This window comes from Bacillus paralicheniformis (genome assembly GCF_001042485.2).
Classification (GTDB): domain Bacteria; phylum Bacillota; class Bacilli; order Bacillales; family Bacillaceae; genus Bacillus; species Bacillus paralicheniformis.
The window spans coordinates 1-3,943 of sequence record NZ_LBMN02000029.1 but is presented as its reverse complement, the minus strand read 5'-3'; the positions used below and the strand labels follow the sequence as shown (position 1 = coordinate 3,943).

General features: G+C 34.1%; 2 protein-coding genes and 2 pseudogenes. 2 read left to right on the top strand and 2 right to left on the bottom strand.

Going from position 1 to position 3,943, the window contains the following annotated elements; all coding sequences use genetic code 11:
- Positions 1 to 71 (bottom strand): annotated as a pseudogene (locus ACH97_RS23510) (transcriptional regulator); the annotation flags it as partial.
- A gap of 229 nt (positions 72 to 300) precedes the next feature.
- Between ACH97_RS23510 and ACH97_RS23075 the strand changes: the two are divergent.
- Positions 301 to 477: pseudogene (locus ACH97_RS23075) on the top strand (DUF255 domain-containing protein); the annotation flags it as partial.
- Positions 478 to 851: 374 nt separating this feature from the next.
- Positions 852 to 2,279: a serine hydrolase domain-containing protein gene (locus ACH97_RS16490; RefSeq protein WP_006640007.1), complete on the top strand. Its 1,428-nt coding sequence runs from the start codon at positions 852 to 854 to the stop codon at positions 2,277 to 2,279.
- A gap of 1,107 nt (positions 2,280 to 3,386) precedes the next feature.
- Here the strand turns inward: ACH97_RS16490 and ACH97_RS16485 are convergent.
- A complete protein-coding gene (locus tag ACH97_RS16485) occupies positions 3,387 to 3,584 on the bottom strand; it encodes a hypothetical protein (protein WP_006640006.1) in 198 nt (65 codons plus the stop codon).
- Positions 3,585 to 3,943 lie beyond the last annotated feature (359 nt).

The window sequence follows — 3,943 nt, the reverse complement described above, 5'->3', positions numbered from 1 at the left end:
TCACCGTACTCCCCAACATTTCTGAAATAAGCAATCCTTGATTCAGGTAATTCTTCAATAGTTATTTTCAAATTTTAGTCCTCCTTTCTTAGATAAGGTAATTCGATTTAAAATGTTTTTCAAGTTATTTTTTAAAAATATTCTGATTATAATATAGTTTAATTAAGCCATTAGCCACTGTATATTCCGAAGATCCATAAAAAAAAGAAGAGATTACCTCAAAAGCTTCTTGTTTTTTGGTATATTAAATAATGTATAGACAATACTGAATAAAAATTTGTATAGAAAGAAGGTGATTCCATGCCAACTAACAACAAACCCAATAGACTAATCGCTGAGAAGTCTCCTTACTTACTTCAACACGCTCACAATCCTGTTGACTGGCACCCGTGGGGAGAAGAAGCCTTCAACAAAGCAAAAAAAGAAAACAAACCGATATTGGTAAGTATTGGATACAGCTGTTGTCATTGGTGCCATGACTCTTAAAATAACCAATAAACAATTCATGTTAAATCATTTCATTTTAATCTTACATATCATAGCAAACTAAAAAATTATATCCCCTGATTTACATTATCAATACCTAAAACGCAAAAAGTCATAAAAAATAAAGGGTGATACATATTAGTCATGTGTAATATGTATCACCCTTGTAATTCTTTTCAACAATCGCGCCCGATTGTTGAAGATCGTTTTTCTTATTGAACTAACGCATCTGTTCGTTAAGTGTAACTCTTCCCAATTAATTGATATTATATAGGTTAATAGAAATATAAAACAAATTTAGTTTAGTATTTGTAAAAGTAGGTTATTTATATTATTCTATTATAATTTTTCGGAAAGGAGAGTTTATGAAAAAGATTATTGTTTTTGTATTAACGATATTTATATTATTCTCAGGATTCGCAACACAAAGTTATGCGTTGTCTGATTCGAAATCTGCGGCAATACAAGCGTTGCTAGATGATGCCTCTCGTATATCAGGTGTGCCGGGAATGTCAATCTCAATACTTGCTGATGATGAAGTGTTCTACTTTTCTTCAGGGTATGCTGACCGTGAAAAGGGGTTGTCTGCAAGTGAAAATACACTCTATGAGTTAGCCTCGGTCAGTAAAGCTTTTACCGGTATGGGTATTATGCTGTTGGAAGAGCAAGGGCTGCTCTCAATGACTGACCCTGTCCAAAAATATTTACCTTGGTTTACGTTAAAGTATCAAGGGAAACCTGTTGATATGCAAAGCCTTACACTAAATAACTTTCTTCACCATACCAGTGGTCTAACAAATATTAGGCATACTCAAAGTATTCCACAAGGCAATACACCGGATATGTTGCAAAAGACTGTGGAAATGCTCGTAGATGCTGAATTGGCGTTCCCTCCCGGTGAACAGTATAACTATGGAACCGTTAATTATGACGTATTGGGCTTGGTTATTGAGATTGTGTCGCGACAAAGCTATGAAGACTTTATGAGGGAACAGGTATTTCAGCGGTTAGGTCTTCACCAGACGTATGTTTATAAAGAAGATGCTCAAGCCACTGGACAGTTGGCACAGGGCTACCGTTCTTCCTTTTTTATGACAACTCCATTTAAAGCTCCGGATTATGCTGGGAATAAGCCCGCAGGCTACATCATTTCTAATACAAAAGATATGGCGCGTTGGATGGGCATACAGATGGGTATTGTGCAGGACATACCCGAAATATTTCACACGGTTATCGAAAAATCACATAGGGGTGATAGGTCTGTTTCGGCTGTCAACGATATGTATTATGCGGCAGGCTGGTCGGTAAACGCCGACCAAACGATTATAGAACACACTGGGGGCAATCCAAATTTCAGAACCGAAGTAGTCATACTGCTAAATGAACAAACAGCCGTCTGCTTGCTGAGCAACGGCGCAAATACCAATATAAACCTGGTACTAAAAATTAAAGATATATTAGACGGTAATCTAACTCAGTCATATGAAATAAGCGGCACACAGCTTTTGGATATCATTTTGTCGTCTATCACTATTATTCTTTGCCTATTGGCCGTTCTCCTATTTCTCTTAGGATTACACAGAAGGAAAACGAATGAGCGGCAGCCAATGACAAAAAAGAGAATAATCGTAACAGTTATTTTCCTGATCGCTACGATTGCCCTAGGTATACTGTGCTGTGCTTTCGATTGGTCAACGATACTTATTTGGCAAACATATAGTGTTCTTACAGCTTTGATTTCGTCAGCATTATTAACAGCAAGCATTACATGGTTTGTATACACTCACCGATAAAATACCTCGCTCCCATGATAAGCATAATGTTAAGTAATTAAATTTCAATTTATCGGTATGCTTAATTTGAAAAACATAAGACACTTCGGTGTCTTTTTTAATATCATCGACAATTTTCCCAGTCAAACCTAAATTACTATTGCTTCCACTAACCTGCTCCGTTCGTGGAATAAGGATTTTTAAACAACTAATATTATTTTTTAAATGACTTTATTGTAAATTAAACAACAATATTATTTTTGCACAAGCGTCGTTAGATAACATTTCTTAAAAGACCCGTTTGCTGAACAATTAGGACTCTTCGACTAAACACAGAAAACGCTTGTACGTTCAATGGTTCTCCCCCCGATGATATAGGTATTCATCTATTATAAGCGTGTAAATTGCAAAAGATACAGGTTAGTTGAAAAGGTTTAAAAGTTAGTCCTTAAAAGGTCTAACTTTACTAAAACAATTGAAATATGACATATATTGCAACTTCAGCTACAAACAAATAAATCATATATCTAGCATAACTAAAAACAACATCATCATTAACACTTTTTTGCCTTTTAAAAGTACATGAAAATAACCCCAATACTGTTATCACACTAAGATAATTTCAATTATTGTAATAAAAGACATTCTTACCCCCTTACCATTTACCTTCGACATTGCCACCCATAAAAACCTAACTCGATTGCAATAGATGCCGCGTAACTTAATTCATCTCTTAACTAAATAACACGGCAATTACTTACTTTGTCCTGTTTGTATTCTTTTGTTTTTTTATTGCTAAAATTGAGGAAAAAATAACAAATATGATCTGTAAGATGATTCCAATCACCAATGAATAATCAAGGACATTCTCTAATGCAAAACCTGCTATAAAGAACCCTTCAGATTACATAATGAATAATACTACATAGTTTATTCTTAACTTCATAATTTATATTACCTTCCTTTTCATTATTGTTCTATTGACAACACTCACCTTAAAATTAACTACAGAACAAAGATGAGGAAAGTCGTTAAAAATAAAAAAATTCATTTGCAACGCAATTATATTCTTATGATGTGCGAGTAAAATTTTCAAACCGAATTATTATCATTATCTGTCTCTCCTATTTATTTTTTAATATCCTGATACACTTTCTCAAAAGTCTCAATTGGTAGCGAAAACTTAGTTGTTTTCTCGTTACGATAATTGATTACTATATCAATTTGATTACCTTTTTCCTCAAATTCAATAAGAGCATTCTCCCATTTATCTCTGATTGATATTATACGATTGCCATTTTTCTTTTCCTTATAGATGTAATCCATTTTAATTCTCCTTCCAGAATCAATAACAAAACCTTATGTTATTAAAAGTCTACGTTATCGACCGAAAAAGGGTTTCAAAATAAGGAATCCTCAAAATAAGAAGTAAATTATACCTGCGTTTGGTGCCATGTCTCTTAAAATAACCACAAAAAGCAACCAGTTTCGGCTGCCTTTTAATAAATTTAATGCAAATTTTTAGAAACCTTAGTTTGAAAACTTTTCTCTAACCTATGACCCTTAATATCTTCCTCAGACATGTCGAAACCCACGCTCAGGATAACGTTCAAGTGGGACCACTGCTTAAACTTCAAACATCATATATGTGTCATTCACTTGTGGTGTTTCAATTGCGGTTAGAT

Coding starts and splice junctions, on each gene's coding strand:
- ACH97_RS16490 (WP_006640007.1), top strand. CDS start 852: ATGAAAAAGATTATTGTTTTTGTATTAACGATATTTATATTATTCTCA.
- ACH97_RS16485 (WP_006640006.1), bottom strand. CDS start 3,584: ATGGATTACATCTATAAGGAAAAGAAAAATGGCAATCGTATAATATCA.